At 39.9% G+C, this 24,768-nt stretch carries 19 protein-coding genes and 1 pseudogene; 11 read left to right on the top strand and 9 right to left on the bottom strand.

Annotated elements, in window-relative coordinates; all coding sequences use genetic code 11:
* Positions 1-12: 12 nt before the first annotated feature.
* From BUA60_RS12335 to BUA60_RS12325, 3 genes are all read left to right on the top strand, one after another.
* Positions 13-777, top strand: a complete 765-nt coding sequence (locus tag BUA60_RS12335) for an SDR family NAD(P)-dependent oxidoreductase (protein ID WP_072862117.1) — start codon at positions 13-15, stop codon at positions 775-777.
* 201 nt (positions 778-978) lie between these two features.
* Entirely contained in the window at positions 979-1,647 is a 669-nt protein-coding gene (locus tag BUA60_RS12330) for a bifunctional 4-hydroxy-2-oxoglutarate aldolase/2-dehydro-3-deoxy-phosphogluconate aldolase (RefSeq protein WP_072862115.1), read from the top strand.
* 4 nt (positions 1,648-1,651) lie between these two features.
* Positions 1,652-2,926 (top strand): Nramp family divalent metal transporter, encoded by a 1,275-nt coding sequence (locus tag BUA60_RS12325; RefSeq protein ID WP_072862113.1) that lies wholly within the window; start codon positions 1,652-1,654, stop codon positions 2,924-2,926.
* 16 nt (positions 2,927-2,942) lie between these two features.
* Here BUA60_RS12325 and BUA60_RS12320 read toward each other — a convergent pair whose 3' ends face one another.
* The 6 genes from BUA60_RS12320 to BUA60_RS12295 form a co-directional block, all read right to left on the bottom strand.
* Entirely contained in the window at positions 2,943-3,659 is a 717-nt protein-coding gene (locus BUA60_RS12320) for a sugar isomerase domain-containing protein (RefSeq protein ID WP_072862111.1), read from the bottom strand.
* A gap of 1,117 nt (positions 3,660-4,776) precedes the next feature.
* Entirely contained in the window at positions 4,777-4,968 is a 192-nt protein-coding gene (locus BUA60_RS12315) for a cold-shock protein (protein WP_031442744.1), read from the bottom strand.
* Positions 4,969-5,092: 124 nt separating this feature from the next.
* The gene (locus BUA60_RS12310; RefSeq protein ID WP_084532593.1) at positions 5,093-6,178 is read right to left on the bottom strand and encodes an OmpA family protein; all 1,086 of its coding nucleotides are present in this window, start codon (positions 6,176-6,178) and stop codon (positions 5,093-5,095) included.
* Between the two features lie 158 nt (positions 6,179-6,336).
* Complete coding sequence (locus BUA60_RS12305; protein WP_072862107.1) at positions 6,337-6,756, bottom strand: hypothetical protein; 420 nt, start codon at positions 6,754-6,756, stop codon at positions 6,337-6,339.
* A gap of 399 nt (positions 6,757-7,155) precedes the next feature.
* A complete protein-coding gene (locus BUA60_RS12300) occupies positions 7,156-8,907 on the bottom strand; it encodes a TonB-dependent receptor domain-containing protein (protein WP_072862106.1) in 1,752 nt (583 codons plus the stop codon).
* 25 nt (positions 8,908-8,932) lie between these two features.
* The gene (locus BUA60_RS12295) at positions 8,933-11,956 is read right to left on the bottom strand and encodes a tetratricopeptide repeat protein (protein WP_072862104.1); all 3,024 of its coding nucleotides are present in this window, start codon (positions 11,954-11,956) and stop codon (positions 8,933-8,935) included.
* Between the two features lie 147 nt (positions 11,957-12,103).
* Here BUA60_RS12295 and BUA60_RS12290 point away from each other — a divergent pair, with 147 nt between their 5' ends.
* From BUA60_RS12290 to BUA60_RS12275, 4 genes are all read left to right on the top strand, one after another.
* On the top strand, positions 12,104-12,787 hold the full coding sequence (locus BUA60_RS12290; protein ID WP_072862103.1) for a cell division ATP-binding protein FtsE: 684 nt from the start codon (positions 12,104-12,106) through the stop codon (positions 12,785-12,787).
* Between the two features lie 301 nt (positions 12,788-13,088).
* The gene (locus BUA60_RS12285; RefSeq protein ID WP_072862101.1) at positions 13,089-13,583 is read left to right on the top strand and encodes a hypothetical protein; all 495 of its coding nucleotides are present in this window, start codon (positions 13,089-13,091) and stop codon (positions 13,581-13,583) included.
* Positions 13,584-13,732: 149 nt separating this feature from the next.
* A complete protein-coding gene (locus BUA60_RS12280; protein WP_072862100.1) occupies positions 13,733-14,770 on the top strand; it encodes a sensor histidine kinase in 1,038 nt (345 codons plus the stop codon).
* On the top strand, positions 14,767-15,528 hold the full coding sequence (locus BUA60_RS12275) for a LytR/AlgR family response regulator transcription factor (RefSeq protein ID WP_072862098.1): 762 nt from the start codon (positions 14,767-14,769) through the stop codon (positions 15,526-15,528). The genes BUA60_RS12280 and BUA60_RS12275 overlap by 4 nt, the downstream gene beginning before the upstream one ends.
* A 180-nt stretch (positions 15,529-15,708) precedes the next feature.
* On the opposite strand, the gene BUA60_RS12270 is transcribed toward BUA60_RS12275, so the two are convergent.
* The gene (locus tag BUA60_RS12270; protein ID WP_084532592.1) at positions 15,709-18,747 is read right to left on the bottom strand and encodes a ThuA domain-containing protein; all 3,039 of its coding nucleotides are present in this window, start codon (positions 18,745-18,747) and stop codon (positions 15,709-15,711) included.
* Between the two features lie 272 nt (positions 18,748-19,019).
* Between BUA60_RS12270 and BUA60_RS22770 the strand changes: the two genes are divergently transcribed.
* From BUA60_RS22770 to ppgK, 3 genes are all read left to right on the top strand, one after another.
* On the top strand, positions 19,020-19,835 hold the full coding sequence (locus tag BUA60_RS22770; RefSeq protein WP_084532591.1) for an NUDIX hydrolase: 816 nt from the start codon (positions 19,020-19,022) through the stop codon (positions 19,833-19,835).
* Between the two features lie 55 nt (positions 19,836-19,890).
* Positions 19,891-21,378 carry a sulfatase gene (locus BUA60_RS12260; RefSeq protein ID WP_072862096.1) on the top strand — a complete coding sequence of 496 codons (1,488 nt, stop codon included), beginning with the start codon at positions 19,891-19,893 and terminating at the stop codon, positions 21,376-21,378.
* Positions 21,379-21,522: 144 nt separating this feature from the next.
* Positions 21,523-22,275 (top strand): polyphosphate--glucose phosphotransferase, encoded by a 753-nt coding sequence (gene ppgK, locus BUA60_RS12255; RefSeq protein WP_072862095.1) that lies wholly within the window; start codon positions 21,523-21,525, stop codon positions 22,273-22,275.
* Between the two features lie 130 nt (positions 22,276-22,405).
* On the opposite strand, the gene BUA60_RS12250 is transcribed toward ppgK, so the two are convergent.
* Both BUA60_RS12250 and BUA60_RS12245 read right to left on the bottom strand, forming a co-directional pair.
* Entirely contained in the window at positions 22,406-23,314 is a 909-nt protein-coding gene (locus BUA60_RS12250; protein ID WP_072862093.1) for a hypothetical protein, read from the bottom strand.
* A 40-nt stretch (positions 23,315-23,354) separates the two neighbouring features.
* Positions 23,355-24,143: an SDR family NAD(P)-dependent oxidoreductase gene (locus tag BUA60_RS12245; protein ID WP_072862092.1), complete on the bottom strand. Its 789-nt coding sequence runs from the start codon at positions 24,141-24,143 to the stop codon at positions 23,355-23,357.
* A gap of 310 nt (positions 24,144-24,453) precedes the next feature.
* Here BUA60_RS12245 and BUA60_RS12240 point away from each other — a divergent pair.
* Positions 24,454-24,768, top strand: a pseudogene (locus BUA60_RS12240) (IS3 family transposase); the annotation flags it as partial.

Here is a 24,768-nt window from a genome sequence, read left to right as displayed (position 1 = left end):
AAAAATTGGAATATGAGTAATTCAAATGGAAAAATTGCAGTAATCACAGGAGCTACAGGAGGCATCGGGTTTGAGGTAGCAAAAAGACTGGGTAAAGACGGATATACGGTAGTATTGAACGGAATAGATGATGAAGGGGGAGCTAAAAGAATAAAAGAGCTTACTGCGGAAGGTATTACGGCTGAATATTACGGATTTGATGTTACCAAAGAAGACGAGGTAACGGCAAACATTAATAAAATTGGCAAGAAATACGGAAAGATTGATGTCCTTGTCAACAATGCCGGTGGCCTTGGAGGAAGATCCAGGTTTGAAGAAATGACCACTGAGTTTTACAGATTTGTAATGGCATTAAACCTGGATTCAGTGTTTTTCGCATCAAGGGCTGCCATACCGTATCTAAAAAAAGGAGATCTTCCTACCATCATTAACTACACTTCCATTGCAGGTTGGAATGCCGGAGGACCTGGAGCAGGAATTTATGGAACATCCAAAGCGGGTGTCCATGCCATAACCAGGGCTTTGGCCAAAGATCTTGCCGAATATGGGATTAGGGTAAATGCAGTATCCCCGGGTACCATTGATACCCCTTTCCATACTGAAATTAAATCTACCAAACCAGAAGTATTCGCTTCCTGGAAAAACAATATTTTGTTAGGAAGATTGGGACAACCTGAAGAAGTAGCCTCTGTAATTTCGTTTTTAGCTGGTAAGGATGCTGCTTTCCTTACGGCCGAAACTATCCAAATAGGTGGTGGACAAGGTTTAGGAATTTAAGAAAATAGAAAAAAATAAGTAAAAAAGTAAATAAATCCGGGAACCCATAGGCCGATAGGCTCTTCCCGGATTTATTTGTATTTACCAACTACTTACTCTGACATTGTCATAGGCAACGGCAGTGTAAATACCTATAAACTTTTGATCAAAGCCAACAGTCCAATACAATACTTGGAAGATTACCAAAACTGATAAAATTATATGGCACAATATACACGAATAGAAGTAGCTACTATAATGAAGGAGACCGGGATGGTACCTTTATTCTACCATTCAGACATAGCATTGGGTAAGAAGGTTTTACAGGCCTGCTACGACGGCGGTGCAAGATTGATGGAATTTACGGCTAGGGGCGACTTCGCCTTCGAAGTATTTTCTGCCCTTAACAAATTCGCCATAAAGGAACTTCCTGGTATGGTCCTCGGGGTAGGCTCCATTACAGACGCAGCCGCAGCATCTCTATATATGCAGATAGGAGCCAACTTTATAGTAACACCATCGCTCAGGGAAGATATTGCCATCGCTTGCAATAGGAGAAAAGTTCTTTGGTCTCCAGGCTGCGGTTCCCTTACCGAAATTAACAATGCCGAGGAATTGGGTTGCGAAATCGTAAAATTGTTTCCAGGTTCTACCTATGGCCCTTCATTTGTGAAGGCCATTAAAGGCCCACAACCATGGACAAGCATTATGCCTACAGGAGGGGTCACTACTGAAGTTGCCAACCTAAAGGCATGGTTTGATGCCGGTGTAACCTGCGTAGGACTAGGTTCCCAACTTATTAGTAAAGAAATATTGAACAACGAGGATTTCGTTGGACTTGAAAACACTGTTCGCGAAACTTTGGGGTCTATTATAAAGCTAAGAAACTAAATTGATGGAAAACGCGATCAAAAAGAATTCATTTCTAAAAAAAATATTGGCCCTTATACTAGCCTTCGGCCCAGGTATTTTTGCCATTGGCTATACCATTGGTACAGGAAGTGTAACCTCCATGATCGTTGCGGGAAGCACATACGGCATGCAATTGCTATGGGTTTTGTTGCTGAGCTGTATATTCTCCGGAATCTTAATGTTTTCCTATGGCAATTACGCTCTGGTCACAGGGGAAACTGCCCTATTTGCCTTTAAAAACCATCTGAAATGGGGCAAGCTTATTGCCATTATGATAATCGTTGGCATTTCCTTTGGTCAATGGAATTCACTTATGGGTATCTTAGGAATTTCCGCCAATATTATCTTCGAGATTTTCCTTATCTATTTTCCCAATTTACAAGGCTATCAATATGAAGCAGTTTTAATAATTGCTATTGTGGTCATTATAGTTATGTATGGATTCCTCATGGTAGGAAAATATGCCTTCTTTGAAAAGATATTGGTGATTTTCGTTACCATTATGGGGCTTTCCTTTTTTATATCACTTTTTATGGTCTACCCCTTGCCTATTGAGGTGGCTAAAGGCTTAATACCGTCCATCCCCAAGGTGGAAGGTGGTAAAATGATGGTGGCCGCCTTCGTGGGTACCACCATGGCCGCTGCTACTTTTTTATCCCGCCCATTATTTGTCAAGGGTAAAGGATGGAATATCAACAACCTTAAGCAACAAAAAAAGGATTCCATAATAGCCGCCTGTCTGGTCTTTGTCATTAGTGCATCGGTTATGGCCGTAGCCAGTGGCGCCCTGTTTCATCAAGGTCAACCGGTCACTAAAGTATTGGATATGGTAAATACCCTGGAACCGGTCGCGGGAAAATTCGCATTGACCCTATTCTTCTTCGGAACCTTAAGTGCCGGTCTGTCCTCTATATTTCCCTGCCTATTGATTGCCCCCATCCTATTGGCCGATTACCAATCCGGGGAATTGGACACCACTTCCAAACAATTTAAGATAATTACGGCCGTTGCATGTCTTTTTGCCCTAATTGTCCCTGTTTTTGGAGCCAATCCTATAGAAATGCAGATTTTATCCCAAGTATTTAATGTATTTGTACTGCCCTTGGTAATACTAGGGATTATTTTACTGATCAATAACAAAAAGCTGATGGGCCAACACAAAGCCAATATCTTCCTAAATGTAGGATTATATGCTGCTTTTCTTTTTTCTATTATAATCTCCTACAATGGAATTGTAGCCCTTTTGGACTTCTTTTAGAAATCCCAATTGAATGCTAAAGGTGTTTTACCCGAGATTCATATTTTTGATAGAGTGCTTCATTATCGGCCTCATCTATGTTCTGACTTTGAAAAACAGAGACATCCACACCTCTGTCCAAATTTATTTTGATGGCTTCGGTCGAGATTATGTTGACAATGATCATGCCCAATACCGAGGAAGCAGGACCAATGAGCAGTTCATTAATGGAGATAACCCCATCCCCCGAGGGAACACAATTATCAATGACCAAATCCGCAATCTGATACAGTTTCTTTCCGCTCTGATGTCTGGAAGGATACCTTTTGGACTGTTCCAAGGAGGTGATCGCAATGGTAGTTAATCCCTCCTGCTTGGCCTTCATAGCCATCTCTAGAGGCAAGGCATTTCTTCCCGAATTTGAAACAACAATCAACACATCCCCCTGATTAAATTGATACTTATTCCAAAGTATTTCGGCAAGTCCGCTAATTTGTTCCATTTCAGCCGATCTTCTTGCCCCACTGGCCATAAGCACCATATCGTCCATAATGGCATTTACGTTGGCCAAATTGGACGCCCTGCCAAACATTTCCATCCCTATCATTTGAGAATGACCAGTACCTATGGTGTGAATTATGCCATCATTCTTAATTACGTCTGCCACAATTTTAGCGGCACTGACCAATTGATCCTGCTGATCCGTGGACATTTTATTGATCAGTAATTTTATTTTTTCCAAATATTCAAACATAAAAACAGTAGAATTTAAGTTAAGGAAGAAAACCAACAATATTGATATCGGGATAACTTTCCCTAATACCAATACATATTTCCATAAACCAATATAAAGAATATAAACTTAGTCCAGCTAAAGTCTAAAAATATAAAGCCACAACACTTTGAGGAGCAATAATTTCCAACTTCGTCATTTAGTAAATAGCATTAAAACCTAAACCAAATACTGGACCATGCTTAATTGTTGTGTTTCTGAAAAATTTGGGATTGAGATGATTTGTTGTGTGTTTTTTGTTTGTTTTTATCTCTATTTATTGGGCATAATCGAATGAAAATTTTATTAAAATCATTCTTTCATTTTCTTTACTGTCCAATGAAACCGACGCAGGAGGTTCATGAATACCTTATAAAAAAATAGAATGGCAATGAATAAAACGAAACAAACCCGCCTTGCCATCGGGCAGGAGAAAAGACCTTTCTTCACTATGTGGCCCCTAAAATCGTTGGATTTTTGGGACCGATGCCATGGCCTAAATTATTTCCAAGGCTTCAATAATTCTTTACGGCCATGTCATCTCCACCACGGAAGAAGACCGACCTAACTACGGACTTCAAGGACAATATTCAACGGTATTCAAAAATGGTCAATGATTTATTGACACTATATAGGTTGACGGAACAAAGGAACGGCCTATTTTTGTTTTAGTAGTAAATCAAGGGGTTTTAACACCGGGTGCAGGTAGGCGTCCATAGAGCATTTCACCTTAGTGAAAGCGGCCTGGACGCTGCGGCCGTGCAAAGTCCGTAGATTTCAAGAAAAGAAAAATCAGCCTAGCGTTTTTTGGTTCGTTTTTTGGGCGATGCAAAAAATGAACAGAACACGAACTCTGGGATAGTCTATCCTATCTTTATCCAATTCACGCACAACTTTTGGGATTGATCCCAAATACTGGACTCCTATAAGGGACGTGCCCGAAGATCTGGGTATTAAACCGAAAACCCTCCAAAAGGCGGGGTTCGTTCGACTAACGTATTCCAATGCGTATGCGGCTTTTGGAATACGGGTCTCACGAACAAAAAAAAGCCTATCAAACGATAGGCTTTAGATCTTAGGAAATTAAAATAAGTATATATTAAATAACTTTAACGTTTACTGCGTTTAATCCTTTTTTTCCTTCTTTTAGTTCAAATTCAACTTCATCGCCTTCGCGAATTTCGTCGATTAAACCAGAGATGTGTACAAAATGTTCTTTGTTAGAACCTTCTTCTGTGATGAACCCAAATCCTTTGGCATCGTTGAAAAATTTTACTGTTCCTCTACTCATTACTAAAATTTAAATTAATTACTTATTGTGAATCAAATATAGTTCCAAAAGTTTGAACCACAATCATTTATAGCCAACAATTTTAACATGTATTTAAAAAAAAATCGCTCAGCCCTTTAAAAGCTTACTTTTCAAGGGTTTTCGAAATTATAAACTCTACCCTTCTATTCCGTGCCCTACCCTCTTCCTCCTCATTATTTCCTAGGGGTTGTGTTGCTCCAAAACCATTGTAGGTAATTCTTTGCGAGGCCAAACCCAATTGTACCAATCTATTAGCCACTGCCTTTGCACGTTTAACAGAAAGCTCCTTATTGTAGGAAGGGGTCCCCAAGTTGTCCGTATATCCGTTGATGACAATGTTCAAAGTACTATCTGATTGTAAATAATTGTAGACCCGCTTTATTTCAAGTGCACCATTTTCCGCTAATTTAAATTCATCGAAATTAAAATGTACATTCTCAAAAATATGGGTCTCATCCAAGGCATAGGCCTGTATACCTTCCCCAACATAGACCATATCCAGGAAATAATAGGCTCCATTCACATTTTTTTCCTTAACCAATTTCTGTCGTCTTGTAGACGCATTGTTATTAAAATTACCAATAGTAATAAACTGCTCGCCACCCGTGGCAAGAAAGGTAGTGGAAATCTTGGTCCATGCTTTTTCATCATTAATGAATTCGTCACCTACAATTTCGATATAGGTAAAACTATTCCCTTCAATTTTGGAAAGCTGCCATTTGGTGAGTCCCTTTTTTATTTTAATCCCTATTGGTTTTGATGACAATAGCACATCAAAATCACGAACAACATGATCCGAATTCTCGGCCAAACTAATGTAAAAAGACAGTGTATAAGTAATTCCTTTCTTTAATGGTTCCTTAAACTCCCCTTGAATATATTCCCTATAATCTTCTGGGGCATACATATAAAAACCCAAATAACCCTCCCCAAATTTTGCCGTTTGCTCTCCCATAAAATTAACGGGCACTCCCATGCTAAGACTACAGGAATTAAAATAATCCGTAGTTCCCAGAGTGGGTACTGACCAATATTTAAGGTCTTCCCCAAAGTTCCCTAAATGATCCGGGCATTCCAAAAAAGCTTCAAAACTCGGATTTTCCACCAGGTTTTGGGACATGACGCTACCGAGGCACAATACGGACAAAATTCCTATCCAATTTCTACAACCCACAGTGAACTGCCCCATATTAAACAAATTGCAAACAAAACTTATTGGCAAAAGGAATCCCTCACAGACAAAAGTTTAAGTACATATTCTCAAAAATAAAAAAACATCCCCATATTCAGGGATGTTTGTAAAGCCTATAGACAATTGACCTTGTCTGAATTTTAAAAATTTAGGATCTATTTCTTTTTTCCTTTCAATGAAAATGAACCTTCCGAAGAATTGGCGTTGCCATTTATAACATCGTCCTTTACTTGTAAGGAAACTTGTACTTTTCCTCCTTCAATATAAACCGAAAAGTTTACTTTATCATCATTTACCTTTACATCCGAAGCCGTGAGAGTATTATTATTGGCCTTTACCAACACCTTATACTCATTTTTTTCCTTGGTAATAATCAATACTCCGGCACTGTATTCATAAGGAACGTCCGCCACTGTATATTCCCATGTACCAATAGGAGATTTATACACCTCATCCACGAGTTCCGTTATAGTATCGGAACAATAATTACCATGGCCTGGGGTTTCAGCCAAAAGCGACATACTACAGGAAACAAAAAAAAGAGAAGCGTAAAACAATTTTCCAAAATTTTTCATTCTTATAAAGTTTTATAATTAATATTTATCTATACAGCAAAAGAAACCTATCCTAGAACAAAAAGGAATCTTTTTTCCTATTCTGTGACCAAATGTACCGTGAGGGTTACGAATGGGGCAATATTAAAAGGGACATTTTTCCAAATATTAACTAGTTTAAATAGTCCGGCACTGTTTGAAAAAAATCTTATGTTCTGGTAAAGCTGGAACAACTGGTCCCAATATTATCCTACACTCACATAATAGGCCAGTCCTACTTAAAATAAAAATACCTTACTGCCTTTTTGCCTTTCAAGATAAAAGTCTAAAGGCAGAAGGTACATTTACGGCGACCATAAAATACCACGGGGTTTTTGGCAGATCATGACCAACCGCTAATTCCAAATATTACTTTTTCATCTATAGATCAAACTTGTACGTGGCACCGGCCAAAACCTGGAAACCCTGTACTTGATAATTGTTCCAACGCATATAATTCTGGTTGGCTATATTATTGGCCTTTGCAAAAACCGACAGTTGCTCATTTATGCGGTAGCCAATATGCGCATTTGCATCAAAATAGCTATCCAAGGTTACCGGAGTCATTGCAAAATCTTCCGGCAAAGTTCCCGGGGAGGCTATAGTGTAAAGATCGTCTCGTTCACCCACATAAAAGAGGTTGGCACCCATGAACCACTTCTCCCCTATTTGATAATCCATAAACATAGAGGCCGTTAGACCTGGCAAATTCCAGGCAGGATTATCGGTTTCCGTATCGTAATCATACACTTGGGCATTAATCCCAAGGCTAAAATTACGGTTTATATCTACATTTAATTCACCAAAAACTCCTAAAGTCTTTACATCATCATAAAACACCTGGAAGCTATTTCCATAGAAATACCCTTTTTCATCTGTCCTGGAGGTATTTTCAGGGTTTAGCAAAAATAGTGGTTTTCTATTTTCCGCCATATAGGAGCCCTTAAGATTGTAGCTAAGATTAGGTAATAATTGTCCTTTTAGGCCTATGTAGGCATCATATTGTTGGTCTGTAGGTTGCATTTCCAAGGTAGGGGAAACATATGGGTTCTCTTCTACAAATCCATAGAAGGAGTTTTGCTTCAACTCACCTTCTACCCCACCGTAAGCAATGGCCACCTCATCCAACAAACGATAGGATGCCGTGATTGTAGGATAAATATAGAAGTTGCCCTCACTGTTTTCCAGATCCATGCCATACACTAAATTCACCCCCAGATTAAGCGAAAGATCGTCCCCTAAAATATTTATATTGGGATTTATGCCCACTTGCAAATGCGAATAATCTATTCCGGGAACATTGGAATCATTGGCCACCTGGCCATTTTTAAACTTGCCGCCCAAATAGTCAACCTTGGCCTTAAGCGTTAATAACTCATCCCCCAAAGGAAATTCGAAGGCAGGCTTTAGCACTGCCCTATTTTCACCCGATTTGGTAGAATCCCAAAACCGTCTATAGAACAAATTGGCACTTTTAAAAAAGGAATCCTCCACTTCCACAAATCCTCCTGCAAATGCATTAAAATAGATCTGTTTTTCATCTATGCCATTCACTAGTTCCTCTGTGTAATAGCCATTGGGAATTCCGTACCAATTATATAATTGATGCTGTGCCCCTATATTGGCTCCCCAACTTATATCCCTGTCCTTTTTGGTATAACTAGCGTCCAATTTGGTATTATAAAATATGTTGTCCAAAGCGGTTCCGTCTATTTCCCCCCTAGAGGAGTGGTGGTTTAGACTCAAATCCAATCTTTCATCCCTGTTAAGGGCGCTGCTGGTATAGAAATCTGCCAGGGCGTTATTATAGTTGCCCAGCCCTATGGATGCATAGGAGTTATATATTTTTTCCGGCGGCAGCTTTTTCACCCCGGAAGCCTTACCCTTGGAAGGGGTAAAAGTAGAAGCAACGGGAACGGAAAATATACTGTATTTGATGGGCTTTTTTTGTAAAACTATGGAATCGTTCAAAGTAGGTACCGACTTCACCTTAAACGCATCCGAAATGGTAGGTGAATAGGCTTTTACCACTGTCACCGTTTCCGTACCTAAATCTTTTTTATCGTCCTGTGCCAATCCGATCTGTAGAAAACCTAGAATAGCAAATATGGATATTTTAATGTGCTTGTGCATATTGTGTTCTTTTTGCAAGGAAATTTTAATTTCCCTCTGGATTAATAGAGGAATTACTTTGAGCTTCTTTTGCCTTAATAATAGACGACTCCTGCTTGGCTTGGGCCACTATTTCCGGATAATCCCCGAAATTGGCGATAACACTATCCAAAATATAGGTTGCTTGGAAAGCATCTCCCAAGGCATAGAAGTTCTTGGCCATAATGATCAAGCCTTTGGCGCTCCATTCCTTATACCCCGCATAATCCTTGGCCAATTTTTGAACCGAAGCGTTGGAATCCTCGTAATTCTGAGACTTGTTTTTAAAATAAGCGTCGTAATAAAGTGCTTCTGCCGCCAATTCCCCGGTTGCAATTTTTAGCACTTCCCCATACGCCTTTTCCGCCCTGTTCTCATCATTGGTCTTAATGGCCGATCTAGCGATCATTATTTGTGCATCACTTTTTATACGATTATCTATGTTGGAATTGGATAACACCTTAGTGGCATACTGAATGGTCTTGGTGTAGTCCGACCGCTCATAATAACCCTTCATTAAATTGGACTGGGCAAAGGTGATATTCTGCTGAATTTCCGCCTTGGCTTCCAGTTCCTCCAAAAACGGAATGGCCGTTACATAATCATTTTTGCTTACAAAGATCTCGCACACCCTTGTAAGTGCCTGTTCGGCATATTCATTGGTCCCTTTACCGGCCACGTTCTTAAAGTAGGGTAATGCTCTGTCCTTCTGTCCTTTGCCAAAATACAATTGGGCCAAATTAAAATTGGCCTTTAAGGCATTCAATCCGTTTGGAAATTGTTTAATATAGGCTTCATATCCCTTTATGGCCGCATCCTGATTACCTTCAATATATTGTTTGTCCGCAGATTCAAAAGTAGCGTTGTCCAGTTCTGTATCCGTAACCTCTACAAAATCCAGACCTTTTACCCATTGGGCATATTCATTCACCCTACCCAGATCTACATAAATAAGCTTGGCCGTAGTTACCGCCTGAAGCGCTTCCTGAGTATTGGGGTGGTCCCTTACCACCGTTTTAAATTTGGCCAAAGCCTGTTCATTACGATTGGCATTGTAGTGCACCAATCCCTGGCGAAGCATGGCCTGTGGCACCAAAGAGCTGCCCTTGTAATCCATAGTGAGCTGATCGTACAACTGCAACCCTCTTTCCGTATTATTGGCCCTTACATAGGAATTGGCCAGTTCAAACAAGGCATCATCCTTAAGTGTTGAATTGGGATATCTGGACACAAAATTGGAAAGCTCCTCTATTTTGGTAGCGCTCCTGTCCACAAACCCATAGCTCAATGCCTTTTGGTAGGCAGCATAATCGCTAGAAGCACTATTCCGTGCTATTGCCTTGTTATAGGTCTCTATGGCCGGCCAATATTTGCTACTTACAAAATAACTATCCCCTAAACGTAGATAGGCATCGTTTAGTTTTTCGCTATCGCCGTTATTGGTCTCCACATAACCGGAAAACGCAGATATGGCATTGTTATAATTTCTCAATTTGAAATAGGTATATGCCAGATTGTAATTCAAGTCCTTAAATTCAGGAGTTGCTCTGGCACTCGGATTTGATTTGAATTGAAGATATCCGGTCAGGGCATCATCAAAACGATTCATATTATAATCCGATTCCGCCTTCCAATAGCTGGATCTTGCCTTAAAGTATTGGTCTTCGGCATTGTCCAAGGATTTCTTAAACACGCCCGATGCCTCCTCGTAATTTCCCTCCAGGAACAATTCAACTCCCCGGTAAAATGCTACTTTCTGATAGGTAGCCTTACTGGCAAAGTTTTTGTTTTTCTCCAAAAGCTCCATGGCACCGGCAAAATTTTTGGAAGTGATGTAAGAATCCACTAAAAGCTCCTGCATCTCCGCTTTATTGGGATCATTTGGGTATTTTTCCAAATAATTGGTCAATACCTTAGGAACTGGCTCATAGGCATTCCCTATTTCATAACTCAGTCGGGCATAATTTAAATAGGCATCCTTTTGAATTTCCGGATTGAAATCCATCTGGGAAGCATTTCTAAAGGCGTTCAATGCCTCTTGTTTTTTGTCGAGTTTTAAATAGCATTCCGCCAAATGATAATAGGCATTCTGGGAAACATCGTTGTTGCCGTCAATTATTTTATTGAATTGCTGTATTCCATTGGCATAATCCCCCTGCATGTAGTAGGAATAGCCCAATAGATAATAATCGGTATTGCTCCACTTACCTCTTTTCCCTTTGTATTCGGTTAAATAAGGAATGGCATTGGCGTATTGTTTTAGGTTGAAATAACTCTCCCCAATAATTTTATTGAGCTCCGATACTTCATTTCTATCAGATTTTGGCAATTGTTTTTTCGCCAAGGCGATAGCTTCTTCAAACTTGCCCAATTTAAAGTTCATATCCGCCTGATAATAGGATAGCTTTTCCTCCAACAATTCTTGGTCGGTTATCTGATCGAAACGCTGATTGGCCTGGACATAATCGTCCTGCTGATACGCAATATATCCCAAGTAATACTTGGCCTGGGAACCATAGGTTGGAGAAGTGGTCACCTGGTTTAGGTAACGTTCGGCCTCCTTTGGTTTGTTAGAGGAGAACAAGGCGTAGCCGTTGTTAAAATTGAAGCGTTCCTTATCCTTTCTGGACATGGAACTTTGATCTACCTTGGCATACCATTTTAAGGCATAAGGATATTTTCCGGTTGCGAAATAATAATCGGCAACATCGAGATAAGCTGAATTACGTTTTGTAGAAGTTGGGTACTTTTCAACAAAGTCTTCCATTAACCTGTCGGCCCCCAACTGATTTAGGCGAATTGCTGCAGTAGCGGCATAATAAGCACTGTTGGCCTGGGTCTCTTCATCCCTGGTATTGTTTTTTACTCTTTCAAAGATAGTCTGAGCTGCCTGATACTGTTTATTGTTATACAAGGCCAAAGCTTCCTGGTAGTCCTTTTGGTCAAAAGTATAGATTTCGGATTCTTGGGCGTTTACGTAAAATAAAGACCCAACAAAACACAGTATTACAGCGGTTTTTTTTCTTAGCATAGTGTTCTCTAGAAGTTAAGAATTACCGTAATTAAATTATATAACGATAAATATTGTCCCTAAGTATATGATAAAGAAAAAGATTTTTAAAGAAGATTTGATTTAATTCCAAAGGAACTTATTACTTTTATATCAACATTAAAAACTATGGGCGAAAGCATATTGCGATTGAAGGATGTAGCCGTATTTCAAGGGGAAAATTTAGTATTGAACGATATTAGCCTTGAGATTAAAAAAGGGGAATTCGTATATCTTATCGGAAAGACAGGCAGTGGAAAGAGTAGCTTTATGAAAACTTTATATGGCGACCTGCCATTAAAACAAGGAAGTGGCCATATTGTAGATTTCGATCTTACCACCTTGAAGGAAAAGGAAATTCCATATTTGAGAAGAAAATTGGGAGTGGTTTTTCAAGATTTTAAATTATTGCCAGATCGCAACGTCAACAACAACCTTCTTTTTGTTCTAAAGGCTACCGGCTGGAAAGACCCTAGTGAGATGAACGCCAAGATAGAAGATGTTTTGGACAAGGTGGGAATGAAAACAAAAGGTTTTAAATTTCCTCATGAACTTTCCGGAGGGGAACAGCAACGTATTGCTATAGCCCGTGCACTGCTCAACGATCCGGATCTAATCCTGGCAGACGAACCTACCGGGAATCTCGACCCCCAGACCAGTGTAGAAGTAATGAAGGTGCTACAGGATATAAACAAAACAGGACGGACCATTCTTATGGCCACCCATGACTATGCCCTTATACTAAAATACCCTTCCAAAACCTTGAAGTGCGATGGCAACAAAGTGTTTGAGGTAATACAGAGGGCAGTATAGGTGCCCTGGAGCAATATTTCCCAAAAAAAATTATAAAAAGATCACAATTGCAAGTACCTCAGCTGCTATAACCTAGCTGACCAACGCGACCGCAATTTTCATTTAAACAGCTTTAAACTAGCCCATAATAGGGCAACATTCCTTCCATTTAATCATATCCTCATCAGTTGAGTCGCTTTCAAAGACACTTCACTTTCCTTTTTGTACGTTTCACTTGAAATAAGCTGATTACCCCCTATCACGGACCCTATCTTTGCCAAAGAAATTAAGTTCAAATCAAAATAATACAAAAATAAATATCATGAAAAAATCAGTTCTATTATTGGGTACTGTGCTAACATCACTTTTGCTATTTTCTTTTTCAGGAAAAGTGGAATGTCCAAATAATTTAGACAGTGATTGTCTAACAAACACCTCATACGACCCCCACAATCCATTTATGGAAGGATTGCTTATGGATGAAGAAGTAAGAAATTTAAGCATAGAGGATATTAACCTTATTGAGGATGAGGAAGAAATTGTGCTTAATTTTGATCCAACCCTCTACCTTCCGTTGGATTTCAACGCTTATATGGGCATGGGATTAGACCTCGATACAATTGTTGTTGAGGACTTGGAAGAAGATATTGTACTCGGTTTTGACCCGGCCCAATACCTTCCAATTGGTTTCAATGCATACGAAGGCATGGAACTGGACCTAAACGATATTGTTGTAGAAGAAATTGAGGAAGAGATCGATCTTGGCTTTGAAGTAATGAACTATTTGCCCAAGGGATTCAATGCTTATGCCAAATAACAATAATAAAGTTACATAAGTTTATCACCTATAAGCCCTTGATTATATTCAGGGGCTTTTTTCGCTCCAAACCGGAAGAACTATAAAATCCATCTTGAGAACTATGATAGGGAGGTGTAATGAAGTATATTTAAAACAACAAAGGTAATATGGAAAGTATAAAACAGGTAAAACAGCTTGAAATAATTAAGATAGCCCTACTAATTGCTGTTTTAGTGACCCTACCGCTAACCATTTCCCTTTTCAGGACAACCGGTTTTAACAAAGAGATTTTTTCTAGCGAACTGTTTGTGGACCTTGATTTAAAATTCTGGTTTTTCTTCCTTTTTTCTTGGGCCACACTGCAATTCAACACCAATTGGATTTATCGTATTCCCAAAAGGAACCGTTTAATTGTTTGGGCATTGCGACTCTCAGGCAACCTTGGAATCCTAGTGTCCACGGTTTTACTTTTAGATTTCATATATCCCTATTTGGTGGACAAAGACGTCTCCAATAGGGAAGAGGATTTTCAAGTTTTTATATTCATAGTGGTCCTTATCATCATTATTTTCATTTCCAGAATTTTGAGGCTTCAAATTATTCAGCGCCAAAACATATTGGAAAACGAGCATTTGAAACAGCAGAACCTTCAAAATGAACTTTCGGCCCTTAAAAATCAAATTAACCCCCATTTTCTCTTTAATTCACTAAACTCCCTAAACTCCCTTATCCGGGACAATAAGGAGGCTACCATGTTTGTTAAAAAGCTATCCTTTATGTACCGCTATATATTGCAGAGCAGTGACAGGGATCTAGTTGCTCTGAAGGAAGAACTTAAATTCCTGGACAGTTATACTTATTTAATAAAGACGAGATATAGGAACCGTTTTCAAATAGAAATAACTATAGACGAAAGTTATCTGGACAGAAAAATACCCCCTTTGGCCTTACAATTATTAGTAGAAAACGCAGTGAAGCACAATGAAATTTCGGAAACACATCCTTTGAAAGTCAATATCTATTCACAGGATGATTGTATTTATGTGGAAAACAAAGTACGGCCCCGCTCTACCTTGGCAGAAGGAACTGGGAATGGTCTTCTAAACCTGTACAAGCGTTATTATATGATTCGCAAACAACAAATAATTATAGACAATCAGAGCGATATTTTTAGAGTAAAACTACCCTTGAACAAAATGACATGAAAATAGTAATTGTAGAAGATGAATTGGCTGCAAGTGAAAATCTTGCCTATATGCTCAAAAACCTACAGGATAATCTAGAGGTATTGGCCGTTTTGGATTCAGTGAAAACGGCTATTGATTATTTTTCAAAAAATCAGGAAGCCGACCTTGTTTTTATGGACATTCATCTGGCCGACGGACTTTCTTTTGAAATTTTTGATGCCGTTAAAATTGATGCCCCAATTATTTTTACCACTGCTTATGACCAATATGCCTTACAGGCATTCAAATTAAATAGCATTGATTATTTGTTAAAACCAATAGACGAGGATGAATTGGAAGTAAGCCTCGCACAGTTTAAAGGGCAATTAAAGGGCAAAGGGCTTATTACCAATCAGGTCGAGGGACTTCTAAGTCTTTTAAAGGACCAAAAAAAGACCTATAAATCTATGTATTTAGTGCATTACAGGGACGAACTAATTCCTTTGAAAACAGAAAAAATTGCCTATTTATTTATTGAAAACGGGATAGTCAAGGCGGTAACAAAAGACAGGCAAACCCATATAATTGATCAGAAATTGGAGGATATTGAAAACGACCTGGACCCATCCAACTTTCACAGACTAAATCGGCAGTTCATTGCACAAAGGGATGCCATTGCAGGGATAAAACAATATTTTAATGGTAAGCTAATCATTAGCGTAATACCGCCCCATATAGAACAAGTAATTGTTAGCAAGGCAAAAGCCACCGAATTTAAAAATTGGATGAATCACTGACCCGAAGGATATCGATCACCAACTGCCCCAAGTCAACAAAATAACCCTGTAATGACCAGGCCACTTAAAATCCCAATTTGCAATCCCCTATAACACTAGCTGCCCTGGATTACTCCAGCAACTCCCTATATATTACCACACAATTAGGTATCCATAAAAAAGAAAACAACCAAATTCCCATTACCTGGCCCCAACATTAACAACATCGGTATCCATTTGCAATACTACGGACTTGGACCCTGTAAGGGGTTTCACATTGTTTCCGCCTTGATCCGTATAGCTAGCGGTTATCACCATTACCGTTGTCCCTTTTACCGGATTTGGTTTAATGGTTCCCTCCGCCGGCAAAGATTTCTTTTTGACCGCTGTGCTGGCCAGTGACTGTATGTACAATCCTATCTGCCTGGACTCATCCTTGGTAAGGTTGGGATGGGCAGGCATGGTTACTTCTCCCCAAACCCCGCTGCCTCCGGAAATTATCTTTCCTTGCAGATAGCTAAGTCCTTTTTTATCATTCTTATATTTTTCGGCAATATCACGGTACATTGGACCAACAGATTTTTCCTTTTCCTTGTGGCAGGTTTTACAATCCAAAGCCAACGTTAATGCCTTACCGGTAACGGCCGCCGAAACCTCTTGATGTCCTAACGATAGTGAGGCCTCATCCATTCCTTCCAAATAATCTACAGAGACAAATATGTTATTTTCATCTATGGCCGAACCATCCGGATCTGTAACGGAAACCTTATAATCTATATGCGTACCTGGCTTAAATGAGGCTGTATTACCACCGCTAATATCTATGGAAACTTCCGGCCTGGAATTACCTACAACTATATTAATCGGCTCACTTTTAACCGAAGCTTCCTTACTATCCATTACTGTAGTGGATATGAAATAGTCGCCTTCATTTTCATAGGTATAGGTTAGCTCAGGGGCGGCAGTTTCCTTGGTTTCCCCATTCCCTAAATCCCACATATAGGTCATAGCATCCTCTTCCCTATCGCTTGCCACAACTTTGGCAGTAATGGTCAACGGTAGTTTTCCCGAGGTTTTGTCCACCGTAATACTTTCTACCACCGGAGGCCTATTGCCTCCATTATATTCAATATAACTTAAGGCCGAATCGTCATTCTTCGAGAACCAACCGCTACCGTATTCCAAAAGATAAACCCTACCATCAGGACCTACCTCCATATCTATTAGATTATTTACCTTAATTTGATCAGCAAAAGGCTCCATCTTATTGAATTCCCCATTGGGAAACAGGCTCAGGGCCATCATCCAACCCCTTATCCAATCGTAAACCAACACCTTACCATCATAATATTCGGGCAAGGCATTGGGACCGTTATAAAGGTCCGAATAATAAACAGGTCCGGCCATGGCATTCCTACCTCCAGTTCCGGTCTGAGGAAACTCCTGGGACGCCACATAGGGATAAAAACCATAGGCCGGCATAGCCTTCGGAAGCTCCCTAAGCCCCGTATTGTTTTTTGAATCGTTGATAGGCTTGGCAGGATCAAAAGCATCCCCGCTCTCCCCTGTAGCATAATTATAACTGCGATAAGGTTTGTTATCGGCAACAAACAGAGGCCACCCAAAATTACCTGCTTCCCTGGCCTGATTCATTTCATCGTATCCCCTTGGCCCTCTAGTTTCCAAACTATCTATTCGGGCATCAGGGCCCACATCTCCCCAATACACATATCCCTTTTTGGGATCTACAGAAATTCTATAAGGATTTCGGTGGCCCATGGTAAAAATTTCAGGCCTGGTCTTAGGTGTTCCTTTGGGGAATAAATTGCCTTCCGGGATACTATAACTACCGTCCTCATTTACTATTATACGCAATATCTTGCCTCTAAGGTCATTGGTATTCCCCGAGGACCTACGGGCATCGTACTGTTCCTTTCCAGGAAGATCGTTTAACGGCGCATACCCTTTATTGGTATACTTAGCCCCTTTTTCATTAAAGGGGGTACTATTGTCCCCTGTGGACAAATACAACATATTATCCGGACCAAAGGCTATGGAACCCGCGGTATGGCAACATATTTCTCGCTGACTATCCACTTCTAGGATAATCTGTTCGGATGCCATATCAAAGACATCGTTCTCAAACTTGAATCTAGACAACCTATTGACCCACTTATCACCAGTTGGACTATAATAAACATAAATCCAATGATTGGCTTCAAAATTCGGGTCCTTTTGCAATCCCATCAACCCCTCTTCCGCATTTACGTCGGGTGTATTTAAAGTTTTATGGTACACATCCAAGAATCCGACTTGCGACAACTCTTGGGTAGCGTTTTTATAAAGCATGATCCCTCCCCTTCTTTGGGATATCAAAATATCATTATTGGGCAAAATGGCCATTTCGGTAGGCTCAAAAAATTCCCCATACTTTAAGGTAACCTTAGTAAAACGATCGGAATCTGGAGGAATCTGTGAAGTTACTTTTGAATAATCTAGGGTCTCATTCTTCCCAATGGCATAATTAATCCCTCCAAGTAAATGCTTTAAATACAAATCTTCGGAGAAACTTTCAGCTGTATGGCCCAGGGCCGTATAAAAGGCTCGGCCACCATCGTATTCGTGGTACCAACTCATAGGATGATGTTCCCCATTCTTACCCCCCTCATAGGTCTCTTCGTCTACGGTCATCAACACGTTTACCTCGGGATTCAATTTCTTGAAATTATAAAGCTCATCGGATCTATGCCAAATAGTATCCTTAAACATTTTGGTAGCAGCAAAGGAGTTGTCCTTGATGATAAAATCCGCTTCCGGGGTACCTGCAGGGTGGCTATCAAAATAAGCCCCTACCAATTTTCCATACCAACCCCAATCATATTCGGTATCTGTTGCAGCATGAACACCAACAAAGCCTCCACCGGCCTGAATATACCTTTCAAATGCCGCTTCCTGCTTGGCATCCAATATATTGCCGGTAGTGCTTAAAAAAACAATGGCAGAATACTTTTTTAAATCTTCATCATTAAAGACTTCGGCATTTTTGGTCGTATCCACAAGAAAATTACTCTCTACCCCCAACTTTTGGATAGCTTGCAGGCCCGCGGGTATGGAAGCATGCTTAAAGCCCATGGTCTTGGAAAAAACCAAAATCCGCGGCTCTCCCTCCCTAATATTACTGGAGCAGGAAGAAAGGAAAATAATAAACACACCAAGAAAAAGCGCAATGTAATTTTTCATCTAAACAGGATATTAATAAGATTATTGAGATTTAAAGGAGAAGCTTAAATTATACATAATATGATTGGAAGTAAAAACAATATTGGAACACAACTTTTTTATTAGGCCATCCCAAAAAATTTTGAATTTCTCAAATATAACATTTATTTGATTGTATTGCAGTTGGATATTTAAGAATTGAAAATAATTCATTTTACAATTTCCAACATCGCATAAAAACCTTTCCCTACCGCAAAAATTAATTTATATCTTTAAGCAACCAACCAAAGCCAATGATTTTAAAAAAACAAACCTATAAGGTGGACAAAAAGGTGAATCCCTTAATTGGGATCCTCCTGTTCTTCATCTCCATCTTTTTGTTCATACTTACCGTTCCTTTAGGCTTTATATATGGTATTTTTCATGGGCTATTCAAAAAGGGCATAGTAGGACTTGGCGAGTATCTTCTAAAAATAGCCATCTCTATAGACCAATTGGGAAATGTAGGGATGCAACATCTCCTAAACCTATTGTGGATCAAAAAAGGCGGCTATAAATTTGGAAATAGGGACGAGACCATTTCCAGCGCCCTAGGCAGAAACAACAAATTGGGCACACTCACCAAGTTTGGCTCTGCAATAGATAAGCTCCTTGATTTCTTGGACAAAAACCACTCCTTAAATTCTATTGACTATTACATTGAACCTTCAGAAGAAATTTTGGATCAACTGGCATGGATCCATATTGTGGATAAAAAGCTATTGGCCTTAAGGCCTAAGGAAAAGACCAAGTATATGCTTCCCGGTACACAAAAAGATCCAAAAGTGTCCGATGTAATGGTGCTCACCCAAAAAATAATGGAGGATTGGAACATATCCCTGGATATTTCCTCTTTTGAATATATTGGTGTTTTTGAAGCTCAGGCCGATGGCAAGAGACCTGGAATCTTAGTTAGAAAAACCTGTTATTTTTCCTCCTATTCAGGAGAAATGTCAATTGACCCGGAACTAGGAGAAATTGTTTGGCTGAGATATCAAGACCGGAAAAATGTATGCGAAGTTGATACATTAATATTCGATTTCCTTAAAGATTCGGACCAATTGTTTTGATATTGGATTAGCCGTTATATTTGAAGTAATTTTAAACCATGAACTTAATTTGCCCATGCCGACCATTTTTAAAAAGCTATTTGCCCCACTTATCATCCTAGTCCTTTTGACTAGCAATTTGCAATGCCAGCAAGGGCAAAAACCGCCCAACGTGCTGTTCATTGCCGTTGACGACCTAAGAACGGAATTGGGCGTATATGGCCACCCTGTAGTAAAATCGCCCAATATGGACGCTATAGCCTCAGAAGGATCTGTTTTTAACAACCATTTTGTTCAGGTCCCCACCTGCGGGGCTTCCCGTTATGCCCTATTGACGGGGATGCGACCAATGAAGCCAGCACATTTGAGGAACAGTGCCATTGAAGAAGAAATATCGGGCAAGAAAGAAAATGATATTCCCGAGAGTTTTATCCATCAACTGAAAAGAAACGGTTACTACACTGTTGGCATAGGCAAAATTAGTCACTCTGCCGATGGTCTGGTCTACGGTTATGAAGAACCGGTTTCCACAAAAAAAGAGCTACCACATAGCTGGGATGAACTCTTGTTCAATCCGGGTAAATGGGGCACAGGTTGGAACGCCTTCTTTGCTTACGCTAACGGAGAAAACCGTCAAAGCCTAAAGAAGCAGGTAAAGCCATATGAGGCAGGGGAAGTGAACGACAAGGGTTATCCAGACGGACTTACCACCGAACTGGCCATTGCAAAACTCAGGGAACTAAAGGACAAGAAAAGCCCCTTTTTTATGGGAGTTGGATTTTTTAAGCCACATCTTCCGTTTAATGCACCCAAAAGGTACTGGGACCTTTATGACAGGGAACAGATACCTGTTTCCCCAAATCCCAATATTCCAGAAAACATAAACTTGAAAAGTTTACATGAAAGCGGCGAATTTAATGGATACGCCCTTGGCGATGAACTTCCCAACCTATCAGAACCAGCTTCCATTGATTATGCAAAAAAGTTGGGACATGCCTATTTAGCTTCCATAAGTTATATCGATGCGCAAATAGGGATGATATGGGATGAACTAAAAGTATTGGGGTTGGATAAAAATACCATTATCGTGATATGGGGGGACCACGGTTGGCATCTGGGAGATCAGCGGGTTTGGGGAAAACACACCCTGTTTGAAAATGCCTTGAATAGTGCCTTGATCATAAGATCGCCCTTTGAAGAACATCAGAATAAAAATATAAAAACCATCGTAGAGACCGTGGACATTTATCCAACCATAATGGAAATGTGCCGTATAGATATGAAACATAAAATAGACGGGGAAAGCTTTAGGGACAGTTTTATTGCCGATAAACCCAATACCGATCAGGTAGCCTACAGCTATTTCAGAAATGGTATTTCGTTGAGAACCGATAGATACAGATTAACCAAATACTTTAGAAAGGAGGAACCCACGGTGGAACTATACGATCATGTTTCGGACCCTTACGAAACCAAAAATATAGCCCATATAAACCAGGACATCGTCCAGTCTCTTATGCCATTGTTGGAAAAGGGAAATACGGGCCTATATGAAGAGGACTAAAGAATTAATAAGCATCAGGAAGACTATTGTTGCAATTGTGTTAGCAAGGCTCATCAGGACTACAAAAGTCTGTCCTTGAGATATGCATACCACAACTCCCAAAAGTTTTTTGTTACTTTGTTTACAAATATTTTAATATAATACATGGAAATCCTAGGAATAGATGTCGGTGGCTCGGGCATAAAAGGAGCTTTAGTGAATATGGAAACTGGTGAAATGATAACGGAGCGGTTTAGGATACCCACTCCAAAATCCAGAAAACCAAAACCCATGGCCGAAGTTGTAGCCAAAATCGTAAAACATTTTGACTATAGCGGACCTATAGGCTGTGGATTTCCTACCGTTATAAAAAATGGCATCTGCAAAACTCCGGGAAATTTACATAAAAAATGGGCCGGTGTTAATGTTAATGAATTGTTCAGCGAAGCTACGGGATTGCCTGTTACCGTGGTAAACGATGCCGATGCCGCAGGATACGCATCCATGAATTTTGGTGTAGGCCGGGGCAAGGAAGGTCTTGTAGTGATGATCACTATAGGAACAGGTTTGGGTAGCGGTGCCTTTTACAACGGAGAATTGATCCCTAATTTTGAATTGGGTCAGATTCCTTATAAAAAGTATGATAAAATTGAGCTTTGGGCTGCGGCTTCGGCCAAGGAAAGGGAAGAACTTAGTTATAAGAAATGGGGCAAGCGATTTAACGTCTTCTTGGAATTGGTTGAATTGATCGTATCTCCGGACCTAATTATATTAGGAGGGGGCACCTCTAAGGATTGGGACGAGTTTAAGGATTATATCAGTATTGAAACCCCGGTAATACCTGCAGAATTGCAAAATCATGCCGGCATTATTGGCGCAGCGGCGGCAGCCTATAATAAAAAGGGAGTTTTACATTAAAGAAAGTTAGCTGTACTTCATAATATCTTTACCAGCCAACAAAACCAGGGTACATTGTAATATCCGCACATAAGCAAAACAAAAGAGGTGATTTTCAAAATTGAAAATCACCTCTTTTATATTATATTCATTACAGACCTTCCAAGAGCATTCCTCCTTCTGGACGTTCAAAAAAACCTTCCTCCAACTGACTTTGGAACTCTATATCGCTCAATTCAATAGTGGTGATAGGCTCACCTTTTGGTTGACCGTCCTCCGTAGACCAATAAGTATCGAATTTTAAAGGAAAATTAATACCGTTAACGGTAGTTCGACTAACCACATCCATAATTTTTTCAGGATTATTCCCCCCATCTGGAAAATACCCTGGATAGGAAACTATGTACCGAAGTGCTGATAATAGATGCGTTTTGGCATCCAAATACAATATATAATAATCGTCCGGAGCATCACCAGTCCCTGAATCGAATGTTACTTTCACCACATCCTGTAGTGTATCCTTATAATTTACTTGCGGCAACAACTCCAAATTAACACCTTCCCCGTCCAACACCAAAGGCTGTGCGGCAAGATATAAAGGGGTCAAGGCCCAAAATCGCAAATTATATTTAAAGGTGGTACTGTCCTTGGCAGTTACCCAAGCATTCTCTCCATCCCATCCATAAATTGCGGTACTGTCCGTAACACTGTGGTGTCTGGCTTTATTGCTCCATGTATCAATAGTCTGATACGTATCCCGGGGCACAGAGCCATCCAAGGGTTGATAATTGAATCTAAAGGACAAATAGCCATTGCCATACCATTTATTTAATCCTCCCATGGCTTCCATAGCATCCCAAACCACTTTTCCCGCTTCAGACCCATCAAGTCTCTTTTTTGCCTTTTCAACCCTATTATTTACCCAAGAAATTGGTATAGAACCAGGATTGGCTTCCCCAACCACTTCGGTCCCGGCAACCTCCTGCTTTGGCTTTGTGGTTTCCTTGCAAGATATTAAAGAGCTACATATTACTACTGCATAAATAAGCGTATACTTCATATTGAATAATTGTGTTTTACTATTACTAATCCCGTAAGGATTAAACGGCCTTATGACCTATACTTGCTTTTTTTCGGTCCTCATAATTCTTTGCCACTATTTTATCAAATTCTTGAGGAGCTTCAAAATTCATGATATTTTCCTTGAGTCGCTCCTCACCTCCAAAAATTACATGTAATTCTTTATTTAATAATCCTTCTATTGTGCGCTGGGCCACAAATTCCGGAGAATCCATTGTTCTACCCTTAAATTTCTCCATCATATCCGTATCCGTTGCGGTTGGAAAAGAACAGGTAACACTTATATTGAAAGGAGCAAGTTCCCTTCGCATAGCGTCCGAAAATTGGCGTACGGCTGCCTTAGTGCTTCCATAGGCCGCATAGAAGGGCATGCCCAAGAGGCCCAAACCAGAAGATATATTTAAAATAGCAGCTTCTTGGGATGCTTTTAAAAGTGGTATGCAATATTTAGTAAGCAAAAGCACAGCAGTAATATTTACCGCTACTTGATCATAAAGGTCTTCATCCTGTATATCCTCCAAAGGACCGGCAGATACTATACCGGCATTATTGATCAGGATATCCAAATGCCCCCATTTGTCCTCTATACGTGCCGCAGCCTCCCGTAAAACTTCTATGTCTGCCACATCGCCAGCAATGCGCATAAACTTAACGTCCTCAAATTCTTGAGATAACTCTTTTAAGTTTTGTTTATCACGGGCTATTACGGCAATATTGTGTACACCCCCTTTTACCAATTCCTGTACCATACATCTTCCAATACCTCGAGTACCGCCTGTGATAAGTACATTTTTTCCTTCTAGTTGCATATTTAATTAATTTGATTTAGGCCGAATTAAGTTGTTATTCAACTTTAAATTAGCCAAAATTCATAACCGAAGCGAAGAAAAATAGACTTAGTTTAAATTATTAAGAAAGTAGGAAAATGAAGCCCTTATTTTTAGTGATTTCTTAATCAAAAAGCCAAAATGACAATTATCCTGACCGGTGTCACCGGGCCTCATTAATATAAACAGAGCTAGCAAATGAGTAGTAAAATAAAGCCACCATTTAAGGTGGCTTATTTACTATAACAATGTGTCCCGTCCTAAAATAAGTTGACACAAAATCGACTTATTTATGAAACATTCAAAGATTACAGGTAATAAGCGGACACAACGCGATTACAATCTAGGTTTTAAATTGGCCGTTATTTCCCAAGTTGAAAAAGGCGAAATGACCTATAAGCAGGCACAGAAGGCTTATGGCATTCAAGGTAGAAGTACTGTTTTGGTCTGGTTGAGAAAACATGGTACCTTAGATTGGAGCAACCCAATTCGACATCAAATGCCAAAATCCAAAGAAACCCCTGCCCAGAAGATCAAGCGTTTAGAACGCGAGCTATCTGACGCGAAGTTGAAGAACAAGATCCTTAATACGATGATCGACATCTCG

The sequence above is a fragment of the Arenibacter palladensis genome, from assembly GCF_900129275.1.
In the GTDB taxonomy this organism is placed as follows: Bacteria; Bacteroidota; Bacteroidia; order Flavobacteriales; family Flavobacteriaceae; genus Arenibacter; species Arenibacter palladensis.
Note: the sequence above shows the minus strand (reverse complement) of the source record. Positions and strands in the feature narration are given on the sequence as shown.